Genomic DNA, 18,550 nt, shown 5'->3' with positions numbered 1-18,550 from the left:
AGGCACGTTCGCTGTGACCTCATCACGTGCCCTGTGCGTCGACCTGGATGGCACCCTGCTCCGCTCGGACATCCTGTACGAATCGCTGCTGGCCCTGCTGGCCCACAACCCCCTGTACATCTTCCTGGTGCCGTTCTGGCTGCTGCGGGGCAAGGCCTACGTAAAGCGCCAGCTGGCCTCGCGCGTGCACCTGCCCGCCGAGACCCTGCCCTATGACGAGCGGGTCCTGGAGATCCTGCGTACGACCACCCAGCGCCCGCGCGTACTGTGCACGGCCTCCGATCGGCTGCTGGTACAGCCCATTGCAGACCATCTCGGGCTATTTGAAGAGGTGATGGCCAGCGACGGCCACACCAATCTGTCCGGCAACAACAAGGGCCAGGCACTGGCAGCGCGCTTTGGCGAACGAGGCTTCGATTACATGGGAAACGGTACGGTCGACCTGAAGGTCTGGGCCCATGCCGGCGGTGCGATCGTGGTCAACAACGGGGCCGGGCTGGCCAAAGCCGCGGCCAAGCAGACCGAAGTGCTCGCCCACCTGCCCTCGCAGAACGGCGGTCTGATCACCTGGATCAAGGCGCTGCGCGTCTACCAGTGGCTGAAGAACCTACTGGTGCTGGTGCCGCTGCTGACTGCCCACCGCTTCTTCGATCTCACCTCGATCATCGATGCAGGCACGGCCTTCCTGGCCTTCGGTCTGTGCGCATCAGGCGTATATCTACTCAATGACCTGCTCGACCTGACCCCGGATCGCATGCATCCGCGTAAGCGCAAGCGGCCCTTCGCAGCAGGCACACTGCCGCTGCTGCACGGCCTGCTGCTGGCACCGTTGATCACCCTAGCCGGCTTTGCGCTGGCGCTGGCCTGCAGCCCGACATTTGCCGCGGTACTGCTCTGCTACTACGTGATGACCCTGAGCTACTCGCTCAAGCTAAAGCGCGTGGTGATGATCGACGTGGTAATGCTGGCAGCGCTGTACACGGTGCGCATCATCGGCGGTGCCGTGGCGATCGGCTCGGAACTGTCGTTCTGGCTGCTGGCGTTCTCGATGTTTGTGTTCCTCAGCCTGGCCATGCTCAAGCGCTACACGGAACTGGCATCTGCCCTGGCCAACGGCAAGGACGTGGCCATCGGCCGCGGTTACTCGGTGACCGACCTGCCGCTGGTGCAGTCACTGGGGGCAGCGGCCGGCTATATCGGCGTGCTCGTGTTCGCGCTGTACATCAATAGCCCCGAGAGCCTGGAGCTCTACAGCAATCCCAAACTGCTGTGGCTGCTGTGCCCGATCCTGCTGTATTGGATCAGCCGCATGTGGATCGTCTCGCACCGTGGCGACATGCATGACGACCCGATCGTGTTCGCCGCACTGGATCGCGGCAGCCAGATCGTCATCGGCCTGTGCGTGCTGATCGTACTGATTGCCATATGAGCGCAGCGCCCGGCCAATCCTGGGGCCGCTATCCGCGTGTGCAGCAACGGATTGTTCCCGTGCTCGACCGCAGTGCGCCGCTGCCGATGCCGCCCGAGGGCGGCACGGTGCTGCCCCATGGCAATGGCCGGAGCTATGGCGACAGCTGCCTGAATCCTGGTGCCACACTGCTGACCAGCCGCGCTTTGGACCGCTTCATCGACTTCGACCCAGCCACCGGCGTCGTGCGCTGCGAAGCCGGGGTGACCCTGGCCGATATCCTGGATATCGCCCTGCCGCGCGGATGGTTTCTGGCGGTCACCCCGGGCACTCGTTATGCCACGGTGGGCGGTGCGATCGGAAATGACGTACACGGCAAGAACCACCATCGCGCAGGCACGTTCGGGCACCACGTACGCCGCCTGGAACTGCTGCGCAGCGATGGCGTGCGGCGCGAACTGGCGCCTGGCGATTCCAGTGGGCTGTTTGAAGCCACCGTGGGCGGCTTGGGCCTGACCGGCTTCATCACCTGGGCCGAGTTGCAGCTGCGACGCGTGCCGGGACCGTGGATCGAAACCGAATCGATCCGCTTCGACAATCTGGACGAGTTCTTCGCGCTTTCGCGCGCTTCGGCCAACGATTTCGAGTACACCGTGGCCTGGATCGACTGCTTGGCCAGTGGCAGGCACCTCGGCCGTGGCCACTTCCTGCGCGGCGACCACGCGCCGGGCAATGCACAAGCGGCAACCCCCAGTTCCGCGCCTCGTCGCAGCATGCCGGTGGTGCCGCCGGTATCGCTGGTCAACCGGCTGACCCTGCGTCCGTTCAATACGCTCTACTACTGGCGCCAGCCGGCGCGGCGTGCGCGCCACCTGTCGCATTACCAGAGCTACTTCTACCCACTGGATGGCATCAACCACTGGAACCGCATGTATGGCCCGCGCGGCTTCTTGCAGCACCAGTGCGTGCTGCCTCCAGAGACTGCCCGCGACGCGACCGCGGCCCTGCTGGCCGAGATCGCCCGCAGCGGGCGCGGTTCGTTTCTGGCCGTGCTGAAGGAATTTGGCGCGCGTCCCTCACCGGGGCTGCTGTCGTTCCCCCGCCCGGGCACTACCCTCGCGCTGGACTTCCCCAACGACGGTCCCGAGCTGCTGAAGATGCTCGACCGCCTCGATCGCATCGTCAGCGAGGCCAGCGGTGCGGTGTACGCGGCCAAGGACGCGCGCATGTCCGGCCCCCTGTTCCGCCAGGCCTATCCGGCCTGGGAAGCATTCTCCCGGTTCATCGACCCCCGATTCTCATCCGGCTTCTGGCGCCGGGTGATGGAGTAAGCATGCAGAAGATCCTGATTATCGGCGCGACCTCCGCCATCGCCGAATCGGTTGCCCGCCTGTACGCCTCACGCGGGGCCGCGCTCTACCTGGCGGGCCGCAGCGCCGTCAAGCTGGACACCATCGCCGCCGATCTGCGGGTGCGCGGTGCGCAGCGCGCAGAGTACGGCGTGCTCGACGTCAACGACGTGGCCGCCCACGGCGCGCTGCTCGACACCGCCTGGAGCACGCTGGGAGGCATCGACACCGTACTCATCGCCCACGGCACCCTGCCCGACCAGGCCGCCTGTGATGCCTCGGTCGAGCTGTCGCTGCAGGAATTCGCCACCAACGGCACCTCGACCATCGCGCTTTCCGCCGCGCTAGCGCAGCGCCTGCAGTCCGGGGCCAGCCTGGCGGTCATCTCCTCCGTGGCCGGTGACCGTGGCCGCGCCAGCAACTATCTGTACGGTAGCGCCAAGGCAGCGGTCACCGCCTACCTGAGCGGCCTGGGCCAGCGCCTGCGCCCGGCCGGCGTCAACGTGCTGGTGATCAAGCCGGGTTTCGTCGATACGCCGATGACGGCCGCCTTCAAGAAGGGGGCGCTGTGGGCCACGCCGGACAAGGTGGCGGCGGGCATCCTCAAGGCTATTGGCAAGCGCAAGGCCGTGGCCTACCTGCCGGGCTTCTGGTGGGCAATCATGATGATCATCAAGAACATTCCCGAATTCGTCTTCCGCAGGATCAAGCTCTGACATGACCGACAAGCACGCCAAGATCGTCATTACCGGCGCCGCCGGCCTGGTCGGTCAGAACCTGATCGTCGAGCTGAAGCAGCAGGGTTATACCCAGCTGGTAGCCATCGACAAGCACGCGCACAATCTGCGAATTCTGCAGGACCTGCATCCGGAGGTGCGGGTACTGCACGCAGACCTGGCCGAGCCGGGTGACTGGGCTGCCGAGTTCAACGGCGCGGCCTGCGTGGTGCAGTTGCATGCACAGATCACTGGCAAGACCACCGACCTGTTCGTGCGCAACAACATCACCGCTACCAGTCATGTGCTGAAGGCCACCCAGAACGCGGCCGTGCCGTACATGGTGCACATCAGTTCCTCGGTAGTGAATTCGGTGGCCAAGGATGACTACACCGACACCAAGCGCGAACAGGAACAAATGGTAGTGGCCAGCGGCCAGCGCCATTGCGTGCTTCGCCCCACCTTGATGTTCGGTTGGTTCGATCCCAAACACCTGGGCTGGCTGTCGCGCTTCATGGCGCGCACCCCCGTGTTCCCCATTCCGGGCGACGGCAGGTTCATGCGCCAGCCGCTGTACGAACGCGACTTCTGCCGCTGCATCGCCAAGTGCATCGAGACCGAACCCGACGGTGCGGTGTTCGACATTGTGGGCGATACCCGCGTGGATTACGTGGACATCATCCGCACTATCAAGCGGGTCAAGAAGCTGCGCACGGTGATCGTGCACATCCCGATCGGCTTCTTCGGTTTCCTTCTGCAGGTCTACAGTCTGTTCAGCAGCAAGCCGCCCTTCACCGCCGACCAGTTGAAGGCACTCAGTGCCGGCGACGACTTCAAGGGCGTCGATACCGAAGCAGTCTTTGGGGTAAAGCAGACGCCGTTTGAGGAAGCAATCCGCGAAAGCTATACCGACCCGCGCTACAGCCACATCGTGCTGCAGCGCTGAATAAACAGAACAGACGGAACCCAATTCGAATGAGCACTTTCGCCATCATTGGTAGTGGCCCGATGGGCTTGATGGCAGCCCTTGAGCTGCTGAAGAAAGGTCACCAGGTTGATGTGTACGAGCGTGATGACCGTATCGGCGGCATGTCGGCCGACTTCGATTTCGACGGCCTGCGCATCGAACGCTACTACCACTTCATCTGCAAGACCGACTATCCGCTGTTCAAGCTGTTGGACGAGATGCAGCTGTCCGATCACCTGCACTGGACGGATACGAAGATGGGCTACTACTACCAGGGCAAGCTGCACAAGTGGGGAACCCCCTTCGCCCTGCTGGGCTTCCCGCATCTGGGCCTGGTCGACAAGGTGCGCTATGCCCTGCATGTCATGCACACCAAGGGTATCCAGGATTGGACCGCCCTGGACAAGAAGAATGCGCGCGACTGGATTACCCGCTGGATCGGCCCCAAGGCCTACAAGGTGATGTGGGAGAAAGCGTTCGCACTGAAGTTCTTCGAGTACCAGAATGATCTGTCGGCATCCTGGATCGGCACACGCATCAAGCGCGTTGCGCTGTCGCGTCGCAATCTGTTCAACGAGAGCATGGGTTACCTGCAAGGTGGCTCGGCCGTGCTGCTCGACAGGATGGCCAAGGAAGTCGTTCGTCTCGGCGGGCGCATCCTGCTTTCCCAGCCAATCCAGGAAGTCACCTCTGTCGAGGGCAAGGTTACCGGCATCCGCACGCCCGACGGTCATCAGCCCTATGAAACCGTGGTTTCCACCGCGCCCATCCAGTACGTGCCCGGCATGGTTCCGGGCCTGCCGAAGGCGTTTGCCGACCAGGTCGGCGCCATCAAGAACATTCCCGTAGCCTGCGTGATCCTGAAGCTTTCGCACCCGGTCAGCGAGAATTTCTGGATGAACATCAGCGATGATCGAATCACCATTCCCGGCCTGATCGAGTACAGCAACCTCAATCCTGGTAGTGGTACTGGTGAGCACATCGTGTATGCGCCGTACTACATGCCCAAGACCCATCCGAAGTGGCAATGGAGCAACCAGCAACTCATCGATGAGGTCATCAGCTACCTGCCGATGATCAATCCTGCGTTCAGGCCGGAATGGATCAAGGCCACCCATTGCCACCGTTACGAGTACGCGCAGACCATCTGCCCGCCGGGGTTCCAGGAAATGTTGCCGCCGATGAAGACGCCACTGCAGGGATTCTTCATGGCCGATACGGCGTACTACTATCCGGAAGATCGCTCGATCAATGAGAGCATCGACGTAGGCGCGAAGCTGGCTGCTGTCGCAGCCTCCCAGGCATAGAGCTTGATTACATGCTCACTCGACAATTCACCATGTTTCTGTTGGTTGGCGGCCTTGCAGCCGCCGTCAATTTTGGATCACGGATTGCACTCGGCACGGTACTCAACTATGTACCATCAATCTTCATCGCCTACTGCCTTGGAATGGCAACTGCATTTGTGCTCAACCGTGCGTTGGTGTTCAAGTCAGCCAGCAAAGCTCTCCATCACCAAGCAGCCTGGTTCGTTGCTATCAACGGACTGGCGGTGATCCAGACTGTATTGGTGAGCCTTGTACTTGCACGCTGGGCTCTGCCCGGCCTGGGTGTCGAACAACACGCAGAAACGATTGCACATGCCATCGGCGTCGCGGTTCCCGTAGTTACGAGCTACTTCGGGCACAAGTACCTTTCATTCTCGAACAGATAGTACGCCCCCGTCTGCAACCCCTGCGCCTGTCGGCGGGCCAGTACCGGATTACGGAAAACCCCTACAATGACCACCCCAACCAACGCAACAGCGAACAAGAGCAGCTGGATCACAGGAGACCGGATCGTCTTCTTCCTGATCATCCTGTTCGCAATGGCGTACAAGAGCAATGATGCGCTGAGCAATCCGCAGTTCTGGGCAGAAGACGCTACTGTGTTCTTCAAGGAACAGTTCGGACAGTCGATTCCTCAGTTCTTTACTCCCTACGCCGGATATTTGCACTTTGTACCGCGGCTGGTTGCGTGGATCGCGTCATGGGCTCCGGCCGCAAAAGCACCTCTGATCTACAACGCATCCGCAATCCTTTTGACGACAGCCGCCATTGTTGTCACCTGCCGGCGGATGAAGCTCGTTGTGCCTGTGTGGATTGTCGCGCTTTCATTTCTCGCCGTCCCCACCAGTGGTGAGATCCTGGGCACGATCACCAACGCCCAGTGGTTTCTCCAATTTGCCCTCGCCGCCGTTTGCCTGACCCCATATCAATCGGAGCGCGGCTGGATGAACTGGTTGCGCCCGTTGGCGGTCCTGGTGATCTCGCTTACCGGCCCATTCTCCATCGTCTTGGCCTTGATCATCGCAGGCATGTTGGCGGCCTCCCTCCTGTCGCTACGGATCAAGGTGGATCCTTTCAATGGTGCGTTGGGAGAGTTCGCCACAACGCGGGATTGGACTGCGCTGGCAGCACTGTGTGTGGGTGCGATCATTCAAGCCGCCGTAGTGATGACAGATCCGCCTGTCAAAGCCGAGGGTCATTACGGTCTATTTACTCTGCTCAAGATCACCTTTGGCGAGCTGGTGCCCATTCACGCATTCGGTGGTACTTTTCTAACTGCCACAGCTTGGATCATTCTCTTTTCCTTGATATTTGGGACATTGATCCTTTCAAAGAAGATTGAAGGTCGCTCCCGCTTGATTGTGCTTGGATTCGCCGCCTTTGCAGGCGCTGAAGTATTCGCACCAGTGAGGCTGAGGGACTTTTCTCCCCTATATCATTTCATGCTTGCTGACCGTTACTTCTACCTAATCAAGGTTGTACTCTGGTGGGCAGTATGGTTGTCGATGACCGGGCTCAGTCGCCGACGTCGATTGAATGCCACCGTTGCAACAACTGCGCTGCTGTGCCTGGTAGCAGTAGGCAACCCACAGTTCCTACGTCGCCCCGCGTTCGTTGACTTTGATTGGCGGAGCCACGCGAGGGAGCTGGAAGCTCCTGGCTCCCACACAATCCCACTCAATCCTCAGGGCTGGGGCGTAATGATCGAATCGAAGTCCGCCGAGGTCGAGCATGACCGCTAACACGTAAGAGCGACTCCATCGCCCTGCGCTGCCGGGTGCCTGAACAAGCGCGAGTACAGAGGCGATCAAGGAGAGGCAGAGGGTGAGCGCTTTCCTCGTGCAGTTGCGGACGTCGACATGGAGCCCGCTGATCTGAAGAAGGTAACGGCACACTTCGGAAGGAAAATGAAGTTTGGAGCAGCCTCATCAAGCACAATCGATCGCTTGGCTGATTAAGGTAAATCTCGCGCACCTGATGAGTTAGCATTTGTGAGGCACGGAGCTTCCCAACCAAACCATGATCCTGCGCGGCGCATCAGCAACGGAGGCTTGCTTGGGCAGGCACGGCCAGCGGTCATGTAACTCGGTCCGCGGGGATCCTCTGGCAAGCTGCTCGCACGCGAGCGGGCAGAATAAAAGGGCGCCGCGGCTTCGTAAGCCACGGCGCCCATCTTCTACCGATTGACCACAATCGTTCTACATCGCCATCCCGGCATCAACGCAGCGAACAACTTGCAGTCAGTCACCTGGACTCTGTACGCAGCTTTCCCAGCGGCGCGCGACCGCCGCTTGAAAAACACTCCTGCCTACGCGCTGTCGAGCATGAGTCGCAATCTCACCCAAAGGCAGCACCCCATCAATGATCGCCGCGATACGCTTCGCCCATTCCTCAGGCTTATTGTCCACCAGAATACGGTCGTTCATCGCGTCATCGCGGTAGGCGGGGACATTGGATGCCAGCGTGACCATGCCAGCGGACGCATAGTCGAGCACCTTAATGGAGCTCTTGCATCGGTTGAAGCGCGTGTCCAGCAGAGGCGCCAGACCGAGATGGAAACCGCGCAACCTTGAGAACCAATGGACGAATGCAGGATAAGACGCACCGACATGAGGCGGAGGGCTCTCGGCGTACAACCACGGGCGGGACTGCGAAGCCTCAGCATTCACTCCGACCAAGGTGAGCGAGAACGTGCGCGGCTTTCTCGCCCAGATCAGCTGCAGCGCTTCATCCAGCAGTCGGAAATCTTCGTCATGAGTGCGCGTCCCCATGTACAGCAATCGCAGCTCGGCATCGCGCGCTATGCTTACCGGGCTAGGATCCGCCGCCTGCCAGAGAACGTCGTCCAGCGCATTTGGCATGCAAACCGCGATACCGCCCTCCGCTTCAACAACTTCGGCCAAGCGAGCGGTGGAACACCAAGTGGCGTCTGCCAAGGCAATAGAACGGCGCACGGCATCGATGATGCCTGCATACGCGTTACGCTCCGGATGTTCGTCCATAGCCAACAGATTGTCGTCAAGATCGTACAGCAGCCGCGCGCCGCGGTGCCGGGCTGCCGCCAAACTGGCAAAACCCGCCTCATCAGCTACTGCGCCTCGATTCCACAGCACAACGTGAGGAGCGAACGCATCGAGTTCTTCCGGAATCAGATAGCGAACGTCAGCTGGGAAGTGCTCGGTGAACGCGTGCAGGCGTATGCTTGCGCACGGCGACATCACCAAGCCGTAGCGTTCGGGGATCACAGCAATTCGCCGGGCGTACTGGGAGCGCAGCGAGTAGCGCGGCTCCGTGCCATATCGCTGGTTCATGAGGTTTCCTTCTCGTACAGACCTTCCAGCCACGTCACCAGAGCCTGCACCGCGTCCGCCGCAACTGCATCATGGGACAGCATCAACGAATTGGGAACGCCTTCCAGCCGCTCGGTGAATGCACCAAGGCGGTTGGCAGCAATCGGCCGGCCATCGCGCAGAGCGTGCGACAAAGTGTAGGAATAGGTTTCCGGCGCCTGGGAAAGGAACAGGAACGCGTCGGGATTGTGAGCCTGAATTAGGTCGTCCAGGTCCTGCTCCGCGTAAGGCCCGCTCCAGCTGAATCCCGGACTTTTGGGAATGTCGGCCTGCGGGTATCCGATCAGATGGAACGCCAGCGGTGCACGAACACGTCGAGACTCCTCGGCAATGGCAAGTAGCTGGTTTAGACCCTTGTGCGCGGCCATCACCCCCAGGAGCAGTACTCGATACGGCCTCTTGCCCCGTCCAAGCTGTCCCGGGTTCGCGTCGATGCGGGGCTCGTGGTACACGGCCTGGACTGGAATACCGGTGTAGCGCTGCATACGTTGGGCCGCGTCACAGCTCGGTGCGAACACAGCCTGCGCGCCCAGCAGAGGCCACTGATTGTTGGCCCGCCAGTTACGGATATCCGACGCGCCGTGAGAAGGCCGCTCGGCTATGCAGCTATCACAGGCATTCTCACTGGGTTCGCCACAGTAGTTGCCGGCAGCATCGGTGAGAGTGATCTGCGGGCAGATTGCATAGTTGTCATGCACGTGGAAGCTGTAGGGCAGCCCGGTCAGTGCCACCGCGCGACGCACCGACGGGCCAAATCCGACCAGGTGGTGGATCTGGAGACCACTGGTGCCCAGGGCTTGCAGCATCGCCGCCAGCTCATGAGGAGCGCGGTAGCGGAATTGGAACTCGAAGCCATCAAAGTCTGACGCATGGCTGACGTTGACCAACCCCGCCCCGTTGTTATCCTCCATCGGTCGTACGATCACCACTTCGCCGGTCTCAGCCAGCGAGGCACACATAGCCTGCACGGCACGCTCAGTGCCTCCGCCCCAGGTGTGGGTCAACAGCACCGAAACCGGACGTGCCCTCGCCTTCCAGACCTCCAGGGTCAGCCGCACGCGCGCCGAGAAGCCCGGATCCATTGAACAGAATCGGGCAACCTGCGAACCGTAGTCTGGGTAACGCTCGTCGATGATCTTCTGCGCGATGATCTTGCCGGGCTTGCTGTCGTCGGCGAAGCTCACTTCACCCACGTGTTCAACGAACACGTCCATGGCCAAGCAATGGCGGAAGCCGAGACGCCCTGAGCGCATGCAGAAGTCGTTCTCCTCGCCGTAGCCCTTGCCGAAGGCCTCAGCATCGAACAGGCCGGCCTTTTCCAGCGCGGCGCGTGAGATCAGCATGCAGAAGCCGACGCCGGTTGGAACATCAACGGCCACACCTGCATTGATATGCCGGGTCAGGCGATCCAGCGCCGACGCATTGATCCCCTCCGGCAGCGCGTTAGCACCCAACTGGGGATAGCTGCAGATCGTGGCATTGTTGGAAAGCGCCGTGACCGAGCCAACATTCGCCCCCAGATGGGCAACCATCCGGTCGATCCAGTCACCGGTCACGATCGTGTCACTATTGAGCAACAGGGCACCGATGCTGTCGGGTTGCTGCAGGGCATATCCCATGCCCGCATTTACGGTTAGCACGAATCCCAGGTTATGCGGATTCTCAACTAGGCGCACTGACGGTTCGCTAATGGCCAGCTCACGCAGGTAGGCAGTCACTTCCGGCTCAGGCGAGCAGTCGTTGTAGATATGCAGGCGGGAACGGTTGCGGTTCTTTGAGCGCAGCACCGAATCAATGCAGTTTCGCGTCTCTTCCAGACCGCGGTAGACCGGCAGCACAATGTCGACCACGCCGGCCTGACCCGATGTGCCTGCAGGCTCCGCAGGAGGGAGAAGATCGGCCAGCGAGAAGGGACGTTTGCCCAGCTCGCGACCATCACGGCGTCCCACCGCCAGATAGTGCGCTAGCGCATTCATGCCGGACAGTGCAACGTCCGGATTCCGATCCAGGTACTGTCGCGCGTTGAATTCGGGCCCTGGGCTGCGCCCTTCCGCCGCACCATGCGCAAAGAAATGCGCGAATGGATCAATCCCTGCCACGTCCGGATAGGTTTCCAGGTACCATCCCGGCGCGAAGTACGGATTGGGCAGTCGTCCCTCCGGGATGCCGTCGTAGAGAAAATGCAACAACGGGTTGGTGCCACTGTCGCGCACATCCGGGTAGTGGTTGAGATACCACTCTTGGTCGAACAACGGATGTGGCAGTCCAGATACGCGGTAATCGATCAGATATTGGCCGAGCACCGGCCGCAGACCACTGGAGGATGGCGCGGTCCGCCGGCAGTAGCGAGGGTCGAACCACGGGCTAGGCGCCAAGCCAAGGCGGTCGCCGATGCACACGTACTGCATCAGCGCGTCGAGCGGGGACGCCTTGAGTCCGAAACGCGCCGAGTACCAAACTGGGTCAAACAGCGGGCTTGGTGACTTTCCCTCAGCATTGCCATAGGACAGGAAGTGGCTAGCCCCTTCGGAAACTGACCCCGGCGATCGGAGGATGAAGCGCGCGTACCAATGCCAGTCACAGACCCCTGCCCGACGGGCGACCAGCAGCTTCAGGCGATCAGGAAAGACTGCGAACCAATTGATGGACAGCGCTTTTGCTGCCACGCGCTTGAGACCGCGCTTGAGAAGGGTCTTGTCGATGGACATGTAATTGCCTTACAGATTCCTTTTGAATCAGCGGCCGAGCATACGGCGCCACCATGGGCGCGCGAGGAGAGTCAGCTTTCGGTCCTGTTCGTCAAGGCGGGGAATCACAGACGCCACGACATTGGCTACAGAGAGCTCACGGGAGTCGTCTAGCGCTTGACGCGTTTCGTTCATTCCCTCAATGACACGCCGCTCCAGCATTGACAAGCCCTGTGCCAAGGCTGGCAACTGCGACTCGACCACGGCATAGTGTTCCTCGGTGACATCGCTGTTTTTATCCAGCAATGCGCGCAGACGAGCTTCCTCGCCATTGAGTCGGGCGACCTCATTGTTGAGTCGCCCAATTTCGCCGTGGGCAGCTGCCAAGCCTTGGTTCACCCGTTCGATCTCTTCCACATTCTTGATGTTGCGGCCTAGCGCATCGAAGAATTGGTTGATCGTTGCGAACTGGCCATTACGCGCTGCCTCAGCAAGCCGCAGTAGCTCTTTTGGCTGCTCCTCACCTACCAGCAGCACACCCAGACCATGAGTGTGGGTGAATTCGAACGACGGAAACTGCGAACAGATCTCGCTCCAGTATTGCCACACGCCAAACCCGCGCTCGCGCACGCAGCTGTCGTGGAACAGCACCACTGCGCGTCGCGACAGTTTGCTGCGCCACGTTTCGAAGTCTTCGCGTACAGCTTCGTAGGTATGGAGGCCGTCCACATGCAGGATGTCGACCGATCCTTCCGCGAAATACTCCAGCGCTTGGTCAAAGCGCATGCGCATCATCTCGGAAATTCCGGCGTAATGGCGTTGCTGATAATCGCGGAGTTCGGCATAGATCTCGTTGCCGTAGAAACCAGCATGCTCGTCGCCTTCCCAAGTATCCACCGCGAAAACACGCGCACTGACGTGCTGGGTTTCTACCGCTTGGCAGAAGGCTAGAAACGACGCGCCGTTGTGCGTACCGAGCTCCACGATGCTCTTTGGTCGCACCGTCTCCACCAACCAGCTGGCGAACGGAATGTGCCCAAGCCACGCGCTGTGAGGAAGCTTGCGGGGCATCATCAGCATGTTCGGGGACAACTGGAAATCGATCATTTCAGTCTCTATCACGTGAGCGACGCCGCAGCGTCCGGGTCGGCCAGCGCGGCCGTAATGAATGCATCGATGTTGGGGCTGCAAAGCAGTGATTCGAACTGCTTGATCCGTTCCACAGGCCAGTTCCACCACGCAATCTGCAGCAACCGCTCAATCTGCAACTCGCTGAAGCGCGTGCGCACGACACGACCAGGATTCCCCGCGATGATGGCGTAGGGTGGGACGTCCTTGCTGACCACGGCACCGGCTCCGATACAGGCGCCATGGCCCACGGTCACTCCGGAGAGAATCAACGCGCCGTGGCCGATCCACACATCGTTGCCGATACGGGTCACGCCCTTGCTGTGCGGATGGCCGTCCTGACCCGCACCCGGCGAATTGAACGCGATGCGTAACGGATGGGTGGTAACCCAATCCACACGATGCTCGCCACCGCCGAAGATCAGTACGTCTTCGGCGAATGAACAGAACGCCCCAACCTCGACACGCTCGCCGGCGCTCCACAGTTTAAAGGTGGCGCCGCCGTAGGTGAAGCGACCGATGCTGACGCGCGGGTCGTCGGTGGTCAGCGGTGGAATGAAACCATGGTTCATTCCGCCCCCCCTACACGCTTCATGGTCACCTCATCGAAGGGGATGCCCACCAAGCCATATCGCAGCTTGGGCGAGGCGACCTTGATCAGCACGGCGTCATGCAGCCATGCGTGCTGGGTATTGGCAAACGGATCACCGTCGGCAATGGAAACAGTCATGGAGTAATCGCCATTGGGCAGCATCGGCAACGTGAAGCGGAAACTTGCCTCAAGTGTCGTCCCGGCCTCGACCTGCATCGGCGGCTGAATATAGGTGAAGGTGTGCTCGCCGAACAACGACTGACCCAAACGGTCCTTCACAAAGAAGCCGATCAACGGGCTGGACAGCGCCTGGTGCGCAGTGGCGCGCACACGCAACAGGACATCCTCGCCACCTGCGAACGAGGTGAGTGTTTCCCCATGCGCATCACTGAGCAGCACCGAATCGATGCTGGCGACACCGGAATGCCAGCCAGCCGAATTTGCGACGTTATCGAACATCTCCAGTCGCGTGTCCTGCTCCACCTGCGCCTTGGACCGCGACTTGGCGGGTGACTTATCGCGCGATGCTTGGCGCGAGGTCAGCTTCACCGTATCGCCATATACCTCTTGGGAGCAGTACTCGATGTAAGCGTTGCAAGTGTCTTCGGCCGTACCGTGCATGACCATGTCACCACGGTTAAGCCACACAGCGCTCTGACAGAAGTTGAGCACCGAAGACGTGTCATGGCTAACGAACAGCAATGTGCCTGTTTCGCGGAACTTGCGAAGGAAGCGCATGCACTTCTGCACGAAGATCGCATCACCCACGGCCAATGCTTCGTCGATGACCAGTATGTCGGCATCGACGTGAGCAATGACCGCGAACGCGAGCCGCACGTACATGCCGCTGGAGTAGGTCTTCACCGGCCTATCGACAAAGTTGCCGATATCCGCGAATGCAATGATGTCATCAAAACGAGCATCGATCTGCGTGCGCGTTAGGCCCAGGATCGACGCACTCAGGTAAACGTTCTCTCGCCCGCTGAACTCAGGGTTGAATCCTGCGCCGAGCTCCAAGAGAGCCGCAACGCGCCCATTCACCTCGACCGTTCCTGACGTCGCCTGCAGTGTGCCGCATATGATCTGCAGCAGCGTCGACTTGCCGGAGCCATTGCGGCCGATGATGCCGACCGTGTCGCCCCTCTTGACTTCGAAATCGACACCCTTCAATGCCCAGAATTCGTCGTAATAACGGCGAGGCGCCATCCCCACGGCGCGGCGCAAGCGCGGCAGGACAGCCTGCTTGAGCCGCTGATGGGGTTGGTCGTAAATCTGGAAACACTTGGTGACGCCAGTGACCCGGATGGCAACGTCGCTGGACGGATCAGAGGACATCGGCAAACCCCCGGCGCATTTTCTGGAACATCGCGTAGCCAAACCACGCGACAAGCGCGGCCCCCACTGCGTACTTGCCTAGGCCAGCAAAGTCCGGGGCATGCCCCCACAGCAAGACTTCGCGCGCCTGTTCAATGATGAATGTGAGCGGGTTGAGATAAATATATGGCCGCAGCTTCTCCGGCAGCGCCTCCACCGGATAAAGCACCGGTGCCATGAAGAGCATCACGGTGGTGACGATGCCAGTAACCTGGCCAATATCACGCAGATAGACACCCAGCGCAGCCAGCAACCAAGACACGCCCATGGTGCCAACGACCAGCGGAAGGATCACCACCGGCAGCCACAGTGCAGTCACCGGAATCGACCCGCGCAAGATCAAGTGGGCAATGAGCAAGACAACCACCGACACCATCGAATGGAACAGTGTGGCACCCATTGCGACCCATGGCAGGGTTTCCAACGGGAATACGACACGCTTCACATAGCTCGCACTGTTGAGTATCAGCCCCGGCGCTCGGTTGACACATTCTGCGAACACGCCATGCACAATGATGCCGACGAACAGGATGACGGCAAAGTCGCCATGGTTGCTGGTCTCCAGTCCCCAGCGCGCCTTGAATACTACCGAGAACACGAAAGTGTAGACCGCCAGCATCAACAGCGGATTAAAAAAGGACCATGCCAGTCCGAATACAGAACCTCGATACCGGCTGATGACCTCACGCTGAGTCAGCTGCCAGATCAACATGCGGTTGGAAACCAGACTGCGTACAAGCGCGCTCGGCGAGCTGCCAAGTTCGGCGTGGATGTTGCTCATACAACCACACCCGCCAGCGCCCTCTCCAGATCCACCTGCAAATCACCCAGCTCTTCCACGCCCACGCTCAGCCGCACCAGCGCATCGCTGATCCCCAGCTGCTCCCGACGCGCCACCGGGATCGAGGCATGCGTCATCACCGCCGGATGGTTGACCAGGCTTTCAACGCCGCCCAGCGACTCGGCCAGGGTGAACAGTTCGGTCTTCTCGCAGAAGCGCTTGGCCGCCTCGAACCCGCCCTTGAGCACGATCGAGACGATGCCGCCGTAGCCGGCCATCTGCTTGCCGGCCAGCTCATGCTGCGGGTGAGACGGCAGGCCCGGGTAGATCACCTTCTCCACCGCCGGGTGCTTTTCCAGCCACTGCGCCAGCGCCAGCGCGTTGGCGCAGTGCGCCTTCATGCGCAGCGGCAGGGTCTTCAGGCCACGCAGGGCCAGGAAGCTGTCGAACGGGCCCTGCACGCCACCCACCGAGTTCTGCAGGAACGCCATCTGTTCGGCCAGTTCGGCGTTGTCACCGACCACGACCATGCCACCGACCATGTCCGAATGGCCGTTGAGGTACTTGGTGGCCGAATGCAGGACCAGGTCCGCGCCCAATTCCAGCGGGCGCTGCAGCATCGGCGAGGCGAAGGTGTTGTCCACCACCACGATCAGGCCATGGCGCTTGGCGATGGCAGCGACCGCGGCGATGTCCACGATCTTCAGCATCGGGTTGGTCGGGGTTTCAATCCAGACCATCTTCGTCTTCGGCGTGATCGAGGCTTCAAAGGCCGCCAGATCGGTCAGGTCGACGAAGCTGAAGTCCAGCCCGGCGGTACGGCGGCGCACGCGCTCGAACAGGCGGAAGCTGCCGCCGTAGATGTCGTCCATCGCCACCACGTGGCTGCCGGCGTCCAGCAGCTCGATCACCGTCGAGCTGGCCGCCATGCCCGAGGCGAAGGCGAAGCCACGGGTGCCGCCTTCCAGCGAGGCCACGCAGCGCTCATAGGCAAAGCGCGTCGGGTTGTGGGTACGCGAGTACTCAAAGCCCTGATGCTCGCCCGGGCTGGACTGGGCATAGGTCGAGGTGGCGTAGATCGGCGGCATCACCGCGCCGGTGCTGGGATCGGGCGACTGGCCGCCGTGGATGGCCAGCGTGGCCAGGGCCAGCGCGCGGTCGGGCGAAGAGGAGTTGGACATGTCGTTTCCTGAATGGCGCCGACGTGCGGCGCCGTCAAAGGATCGGGAGTCTATCAGCGCAGCCTTAACGAGCTTTGACGCGAATAAACCGGAATTCAGCGGTGAACGGCAGCGATCAGCGGTTTACTGCACGCGACGGCGCAGATAGTTCAGCAGGTCGATGCGGGTGATCAGGCCGAGGAAGGCGTCACCGTCCATCACGATCGCCACCTGCCCGCGGTCGAACACCGGCAGCAGGGCCTCGATCGGCGACTTCACGTCCAGCCGGTCCAGCTTGCTGACCATCGCGGTGGCCACGGTGTCGCGGAAGCGCGCTTCGTCACCATAGACATGCAGCAGCACGTCGCTTTCATCGACGATGCCGACCAGCTGCTCACCGTCCATCACCGGCAGCTGCGACACGTCATACAGCTTCATGCGCTGGTAGGCGGTGGTCAACAGGTCGTTCGGACCGATCACCACCGTGTCGCGCTGGCCGTACGGACGCAGGATCAGGTCGCGCAGGTCACCGTGCTGCGGGCGCTCCAGGAAGCCGTTGTCCAGCATCCAGTAGTCGTTGTACATCTTCGACAGGTACTTGTTGCCGGTATCGCAGACCAGCACCAGCACCTTCTTCGGCGTGGTCTGCTCCTTGCAATACTTCAGTGCCGCGGCCAGCAGGGTGCCGGTGGACGAACCGCCGAGGATGCCTTCCTTGCCCAGCAGCTCGCGCGCGGTGTGGAAGCTCTCGGCGTCGCTGATGGCATAGGCCTTCTTGACGCGGCTGAAGTCGGAGATCGAGGGCAGGAAGTCCTCGCCGATGCCCTCCACCAGCCAGCTGCCCGACTTGTCGTTGAGCACGCCGTCGTTGATGTACTCGGCCAGGATCGAGCCGACCGGATCGGCCAGCACCAGCTCGGTCTTGGGCGACAGCCTGGCGAACGCACGCGACAGGCCGGTCATGGTGCCGGAGCTGCCGCAGCCGAACACGATGGCGTCGAGGTCACCGCCCATCTGCTCGAGGATCTCCGGGCCGGTGCCGAACTCATGCGCGGCCGGGTTGTCCGGGTTGCCGAACTGGTTGATGAAGTAGGCGCCCGGGGTCTGCTCGGCGATGGTCTTGGCCAGGTCCTGGTAGTACTCCGGGTGGCCCTTGGCGACGTCCGAACGGGTCAGGCGCACTTCGGCGCCCATCGCCTTCAGGTTGAAGATCTTTTCGCGGCTCATCTTGTCGGGAACGACCAGGATCAGCTTGTAGCCCTTCTGCTGGGCCACCAGTGCCAGGCCCAGGCCGGTATTGCCAGCGGTACCCTCGACCAGGGTCGCCCCCGGCTTCAGGTCACCCCGCTGCTCCGCTGCCTCGATCATCGACAGGCCGATGCGATCCTTGATCGAACCGCCCGGGTTGGCGCTCTCGAGCTTCAGGTAAAGCTCGCAGACGCCGGTGTCCAGGCGCTGGGCCTTGACGATCGGGGTCTGGCCGATGAGTTCGAGGACGGAAGAATGGATGGGCATTCGGAGGACTTTCGATTCGCGCCACGCAGGGCCGGACCGATGATTATCCGACGGATGGCGCTGAATGTCAGGTCGGCGCGGGCATGCCGCCCGCCGTCCCGTAGAGGGATGCGGACGGCCCCGGGTCGACGAGGAGACCGGTACCGCCCGCATCGGTGAGTTGTGCCTGCAGGCCAAGGCACCACCGCCTGTGGT

Annotated in this window: 15 protein-coding genes; 7 read left to right on the top strand and 8 right to left on the bottom strand. The window is 61.3% G+C overall.

What is annotated here, in order from left to right; genetic code table 11:
• Positions 1-31 precede the first annotated feature (31 nt).
• The 7 genes from AC5P7X_RS09620 to AC5P7X_RS09590 all read left to right on the top strand — a co-directional run bounded on the left by AC5P7X_RS09620 (position 32) and on the right by AC5P7X_RS09590 (position 7,510).
• Positions 32-1,429 (top strand): UbiA family prenyltransferase, encoded by a 1,398-nt coding sequence (locus tag AC5P7X_RS09620; protein WP_329842866.1) that lies wholly within the window; start codon positions 32-34, stop codon positions 1,427-1,429.
• The gene (locus AC5P7X_RS09615; RefSeq protein WP_329842803.1) at positions 1,426-2,739 is read left to right on the top strand and encodes an FAD-binding oxidoreductase; all 1,314 of its coding nucleotides are present in this window, start codon (positions 1,426-1,428) and stop codon (positions 2,737-2,739) included. Before AC5P7X_RS09620 ends, AC5P7X_RS09615 begins: the two co-directional genes overlap by 4 nt.
• Positions 2,740-2,741: 2 nt before the next feature.
• Positions 2,742-3,473, top strand: coding sequence for an SDR family oxidoreductase (locus tag AC5P7X_RS09610; RefSeq protein WP_329842805.1), 732 nt, complete (start codon positions 2,742-2,744; stop codon positions 3,471-3,473).
• Between the two features lies 1 nt (position 3,474).
• Positions 3,475-4,419, top strand: a complete 945-nt coding sequence (locus AC5P7X_RS09605) for an NAD-dependent epimerase/dehydratase family protein (protein WP_495214756.1) — start codon at positions 3,475-3,477, stop codon at positions 4,417-4,419.
• 29 nt (positions 4,420-4,448) lie between these two features.
• A complete protein-coding gene (locus AC5P7X_RS09600; protein ID WP_495214755.1) occupies positions 4,449-5,747 on the top strand; it encodes an NAD(P)/FAD-dependent oxidoreductase in 1,299 nt (432 codons plus the stop codon).
• 11 nt (positions 5,748-5,758) lie between these two features.
• Positions 5,759-6,154 carry a GtrA family protein gene (locus AC5P7X_RS09595; RefSeq protein ID WP_235649859.1) on the top strand — a complete coding sequence of 132 codons (396 nt, stop codon included), beginning with the start codon at positions 5,759-5,761 and terminating at the stop codon, positions 6,152-6,154.
• 66 nt (positions 6,155-6,220) lie between these two features.
• The gene (locus AC5P7X_RS09590) at positions 6,221-7,510 is read left to right on the top strand and encodes a hypothetical protein (RefSeq protein WP_329842810.1); all 1,290 of its coding nucleotides are present in this window, start codon (positions 6,221-6,223) and stop codon (positions 7,508-7,510) included.
• Positions 7,511-8,008: 498 nt separating this feature from the next.
• Here the strand turns inward: AC5P7X_RS09590 and AC5P7X_RS09585 are convergent, their stop codons facing one another.
• From AC5P7X_RS09585 to AC5P7X_RS09550, 8 genes are all read right to left on the bottom strand, one after another.
• Complete coding sequence (locus tag AC5P7X_RS09585; RefSeq protein WP_329842811.1) at positions 8,009-9,079, bottom strand: glycosyltransferase family protein; 1,071 nt, start codon at positions 9,077-9,079, stop codon at positions 8,009-8,011.
• Entirely contained in the window at positions 9,076-11,826 is a 2,751-nt protein-coding gene (locus tag AC5P7X_RS09580) for a glycosyltransferase family 2 protein (protein ID WP_329842812.1), read from the bottom strand. The genes AC5P7X_RS09585 and AC5P7X_RS09580 overlap by 4 nt, the downstream gene beginning before the upstream one ends.
• Positions 11,827-11,853: 27 nt before the next feature.
• Positions 11,854-12,912: a class I SAM-dependent methyltransferase gene (locus tag AC5P7X_RS09575; RefSeq protein ID WP_329842813.1), complete on the bottom strand. Its 1,059-nt coding sequence runs from the start codon at positions 12,910-12,912 to the stop codon at positions 11,854-11,856.
• Between the two features lie 11 nt (positions 12,913-12,923).
• Positions 12,924-13,505 (bottom strand): CatB-related O-acetyltransferase, encoded by a 582-nt coding sequence (locus tag AC5P7X_RS09570; RefSeq protein WP_329842814.1) that lies wholly within the window; start codon positions 13,503-13,505, stop codon positions 12,924-12,926.
• A complete protein-coding gene (locus tag AC5P7X_RS09565) occupies positions 13,502-14,860 on the bottom strand; it encodes an ABC transporter ATP-binding protein (protein WP_235649865.1) in 1,359 nt (452 codons plus the stop codon). Before AC5P7X_RS09565 ends, AC5P7X_RS09570 begins: the two co-directional genes overlap by 4 nt.
• Positions 14,850-15,680 carry an ABC transporter permease gene (locus AC5P7X_RS09560; protein WP_235649866.1) on the bottom strand — a complete coding sequence of 277 codons (831 nt, stop codon included), beginning with the start codon at positions 15,678-15,680 and terminating at the stop codon, positions 14,850-14,852. The genes AC5P7X_RS09565 and AC5P7X_RS09560 overlap by 11 nt, the downstream gene beginning before the upstream one ends.
• Positions 15,677-16,861, bottom strand: a complete 1,185-nt coding sequence (locus AC5P7X_RS09555; RefSeq protein ID WP_329842817.1) for a cystathionine gamma-synthase — start codon at positions 16,859-16,861, stop codon at positions 15,677-15,679. The genes AC5P7X_RS09560 and AC5P7X_RS09555 overlap by 4 nt, the downstream gene beginning before the upstream one ends.
• A gap of 123 nt (positions 16,862-16,984) precedes the next feature.
• On the bottom strand, positions 16,985-18,355 hold the full coding sequence (locus tag AC5P7X_RS09550; protein ID WP_005415163.1) for a pyridoxal-phosphate dependent enzyme: 1,371 nt from the start codon (positions 18,353-18,355) through the stop codon (positions 16,985-16,987).
• Positions 18,356-18,550 lie beyond the last annotated feature (195 nt).

The sequence above is a fragment of the Stenotrophomonas sp. YJH_SMC_53 genome, from assembly GCF_059369995.1.
Note: the sequence above shows the minus strand (reverse complement) of the source record. Positions and strands in the feature narration are given on the sequence as shown.

Excerpts from the sequence above, each read along its gene's own strand:
- AC5P7X_RS09600 (WP_495214755.1), top strand. The coding sequence starts at position 4,449 with ATGAGCACTTTCGCCATCATTGGTAGTGGCCCGATGGGCTTGATGGCA.
- AC5P7X_RS09550 (WP_005415163.1), bottom strand. The coding sequence starts at position 18,355 with ATGCCCATCCATTCTTCCGTCCTCGAACTCATCGGCCAGACCCCGATC.
- AC5P7X_RS09555 (WP_329842817.1), bottom strand. The coding sequence starts at position 16,861 with ATGTCCAACTCCTCTTCGCCCGACCGCGCGCTGGCCCTGGCCACGCTG.
- AC5P7X_RS09565 (WP_235649865.1), bottom strand. The coding sequence starts at position 14,860 with ATGTCCTCTGATCCGTCCAGCGACGTTGCCATCCGGGTCACTGGCGTC.
- AC5P7X_RS09610 (WP_329842805.1), top strand. The coding sequence starts at position 2,742 with ATGCAGAAGATCCTGATTATCGGCGCGACCTCCGCCATCGCCGAATCG.
- AC5P7X_RS09560 (WP_235649866.1), bottom strand. The coding sequence starts at position 15,680 with ATGAGCAACATCCACGCCGAACTTGGCAGCTCGCCGAGCGCGCTTGTA.
- AC5P7X_RS09615 (WP_329842803.1), top strand. The coding sequence starts at position 1,426 with ATGAGCGCAGCGCCCGGCCAATCCTGGGGCCGCTATCCGCGTGTGCAG.
- AC5P7X_RS09595 (WP_235649859.1), top strand. The coding sequence starts at position 5,759 with ATGCTCACTCGACAATTCACCATGTTTCTGTTGGTTGGCGGCCTTGCA.
- AC5P7X_RS09585 (WP_329842811.1), bottom strand. The coding sequence starts at position 9,079 with ATGAACCAGCGATATGGCACGGAGCCGCGCTACTCGCTGCGCTCCCAG.
- AC5P7X_RS09570 (WP_329842814.1), bottom strand. The coding sequence starts at position 13,505 with ATGAACCATGGTTTCATTCCACCGCTGACCACCGACGACCCGCGCGTC.
- AC5P7X_RS09590 (WP_329842810.1), top strand. The coding sequence starts at position 6,221 with ATGACCACCCCAACCAACGCAACAGCGAACAAGAGCAGCTGGATCACA.
- AC5P7X_RS09580 (WP_329842812.1), bottom strand. The coding sequence starts at position 11,826 with ATGTCCATCGACAAGACCCTTCTCAAGCGCGGTCTCAAGCGCGTGGCA.
- AC5P7X_RS09575 (WP_329842813.1), bottom strand. The coding sequence starts at position 12,912 with ATGATCGATTTCCAGTTGTCCCCGAACATGCTGATGATGCCCCGCAAG.
- AC5P7X_RS09605 (WP_495214756.1), top strand. The coding sequence starts at position 3,475 with ATGACCGACAAGCACGCCAAGATCGTCATTACCGGCGCCGCCGGCCTG.